The 2,999-nt window shown below is 35.5% G+C and carries 3 protein-coding genes; all 3 read right to left on the reverse strand.

What is annotated here, in order from left to right; genetic code table 11:
• Nucleotides 1-497: 497 nt before the first annotated feature.
• Nucleotides 498-1,322 carry an immunoglobulin-like domain-containing protein gene (locus LRL21_RS44470; RefSeq protein ID WP_240422161.1) on the reverse strand — a complete coding sequence of 275 codons (825 nt, stop codon included), beginning with the start codon at nt 1,320-1,322 and terminating at the stop codon, nt 498-500.
• A 487-nt stretch (nt 1,323-1,809) separates the two neighbouring features.
• Nucleotides 1,810-2,316, reverse strand: coding sequence for a hypothetical protein (locus tag LRL21_RS44475; protein ID WP_240422162.1), 507 nt, complete (start codon nt 2,314-2,316; stop codon nt 1,810-1,812).
• A gap of 477 nt (nt 2,317-2,793) precedes the next feature.
• Nucleotides 2,794-2,999: hypothetical protein (locus LRL21_RS44480; protein WP_240422163.1), on the reverse strand; the 206-nt coding region annotated here is incomplete at its 5' end.

Here is a 2,999-nt window from a genome sequence, read left to right on the forward strand (position 1 = left end):
CATGCGATTCGGTTCGGCCAAAGCGCTTAATGTCGTCATATCCATGCCTGGGTTCTTCCCTGACATGATGCTCACCTCATGTAATCAGTGTCTTCTTATCGGCCCATCCTCCTTCATCACTATGGGTTTTGGTTGAATTAAATATACCGCAAAAGGAATATAGCTGTAAAGGAATATTCAAAAAAATAAAATGGCACCGGTTCAGTGCCGATATCAGAAATCCGTCATTGAAGATAACTGCCCGTTCAACGCCTAGGTTAGTACATATGTACAAATCCCTATATTTTGTGTACATGTTACCCGCGGTCTATAAAAAACGCGATAACGCATCAAACAAACAAAAAGTCCCTATTTAACCACTTTCCCCTTTCTTACGAAGTAAACGATCAAGAAAAAGAAAATGGCTTGTAGGACCTTTTTTATGTTTCTGGGGAGGTTTTGTTTATGGACATGCACAAAAAAGTGGGTGCTTTGTACAGATGTCTAGTTTAATGGATTTATTTTGATATAACTTCAAATTCTGCTGATAAAGTCATTTTGGGTTCTTTAATTTGTAGAACCTCTACTTCTTTTAAAATCCGGTAGTTTCCTTCGGATAGATCCTTTAAACTTATTTTTTGTTCGTATACTTCCCCTGATTGCACTCTTATACCTTGTAATGTAAAGGCCATCTTGTTAGGGACAACCTCCCATTTATTCATATTTAACTTCTGTATTTGATAAGGAAGACCAGTCATTATCTCAGTCGGACCGTCATTTTTTATGTTCAGTTCCATTGTTTCTTCATCCGTGTATTTTTGCTTATCCAAGACCATAGAGGAATTTAGTTCTTGTATGGGAACACAAACAACCGACAATAAGGTATCCTCTACCTCTTTATTTTCTCCTAGCACTTCAACACTAAGTAGATACAATACATCCTGGTTTTGTAACAACTGTTTTGAATAGCTTATTTTATCCGTATTTTTTTTGCTTGAAAGGATTTTTTCATCTAAAACTAAGATCGGGCGGAAGCTTTTATCTAATTTCGTTAACCTAAACCGAACATCCTTATTGGGTAAGCCTTCGTTTAATTCGGCATTAACAGTACTTCCGTTTTTTTGATATCCAGCAGATATTGAGAAACCAACATGTCCTCCTTTATTACTTAAAAACCATCTACCTGTTTTTGAACCGTATCCTGTTTTTTTATCTAAGTTCTCGTTATAATTATCAGGCAAAATGAACGTTTGTTTGTTACCTATTTCTGGTGGTGGGATTTGGTTGGAATATGGAGGATAAATTACTAAAGCGGAGTACAGTATTAAGAGTAATAATCCCATCTGCAACTAAGTATCACTCCCTCTCAGGAAAAAGCTTATCATAATATCCATTTTAGCATTTATTCCCAAAATACAACAAGACTTTTAGACATATGTATAAAAACCATGATTTTGTGCAGATGTAAGTAAGGGCCAACCGCTGTTTAACAAACAGAAAGGCCCTAATTTCCATTCTCCCTTTTCTATCGAAGTTAATTCGATCAAGATGAAGAAAATGGATTTTAGGGCCTTTTCTATGCGGAATCAGATCCAGCTTTAACAATGTCTGTGTGGATACCTAAGAGATCTCACAGTTTATTTGTAAATGTTACCAGCGCCATTAAGTGTTTCCGAACCAGTATTCGTAAGTCTTACAACACAACCGGTGGTAGGAGCTGTTGCATTAGGATATTTAGCGTACCATGAACTGGGAATGGTCGAATATTGCGTACCACTAACAGTAGTTGATGAAATTTGAGTAGTTAAATTTCCAACTACTTTTATAGCCTCATATTGCATCCCTGCAAAGTAAGAAATCGCAGGAAGTACTAGTGCAACTTTGCCATCCGTTGAAAGTAATTTGATTTTGAGAAATATTAAATTTAGTAGACCCAGTGAGTGACTGGCTTGAGCCTAAATTATTCATACTATAGCCAACTAAACCTGTAGCCAAAGTGCTAAATTGTTTTTCATCCAGTTTTTTGACTTTATATTTTGGGGTGCCCTTCACAACCGAACCATCTAGTTTTATTTCAAAAGGTTCAACGTGAATTTTCCATTGATTATTTACTTTAATAGCTTTGTATGCAATTTTAGGGGTTTTGATAGTCTCGAAAGTCTCAATTACTTTAATTTCAGCTGTATTTTCGTCAATAGATTTACTAGAAACAATTTGGAAATCTTTAAGCTTTTCTTCTTGAAGGTTCTGGATGTAGCCTTGACGTTGGCTTGCCTCATCGAGATAGTTATCATCAATTGAATTATTAACCATCTCCTCAATACTTCCACTTTTCATAGTACTGAAGTAATTAGTTACAGCTGAAATTGGATCTTTTGATCCAGAATTAGAGGCAGGAGCAGTTGAAACAGAAGCTACGTTGAAAAATAAAGCTGAAACGGTAACTAGAGATAGAAATGATGGATTTGATAGATTTTTTCACAGTACACTTCTCCTTTTATTTTAGTATGATCAATTTCAAAGCTAGTACAATATACCATTTTAAGATTTCTCGGTAAACTCATAATATACAATTAAGGTATTTTTATCCATTTTAATATGTCTATGTACCTAATAAAGTTTGTATGGATAGAGGGGTGTTGTGGAAAATTTGAAATATATGTTAATCGAGAGTTTACATGCTCGTTAGCTCAAGCCCAGCAGGACATATGTATAAAAATCTTAATTTTGTGTGCATGTTACCCGCGGTGTCTATAAAAACACAATAACGCATCAAACAAACAGAAAGGCCCTGTTTTACCACTTTTCCCTTTCTTACGAATTAACCCTTCGATCAAGAAAAAGAAAATGGCTTGTAGGGCCTTTTTTATTTAACACTGGTGCTGCACCCTTAAAAAAAATTAAAGAACGGCGCCTCTCTTTAGTTTTGTCTTTTTTAGATGTTACTGCGAGATGAATTTTCATGGTAGTTGAACGATTTATAGCTCTCGAAGATACCGCACTTCTTCCGATACTTCTTT

Source organism: Paenibacillus periandrae (genome assembly GCF_022458865.1).
GTDB classification, from domain to species: domain Bacteria; phylum Bacillota; class Bacilli; order Paenibacillales; family NBRC-103111; genus Paenibacillus_S; species Paenibacillus_S periandrae.

Excerpts from the sequence above, each read along its gene's own strand:
- LRL21_RS44470 (WP_240422161.1), bottom strand. The coding sequence starts at position 1,322 with ATGGGATTATTACTCTTAATACTGTACTCCGCTTTAGTAATTTATCCT.
- LRL21_RS44475 (WP_240422162.1), bottom strand. The coding sequence starts at position 2,316 with ATGAAAAGTGGAAGTATTGAGGAGATGGTTAATAATTCAATTGATGAT.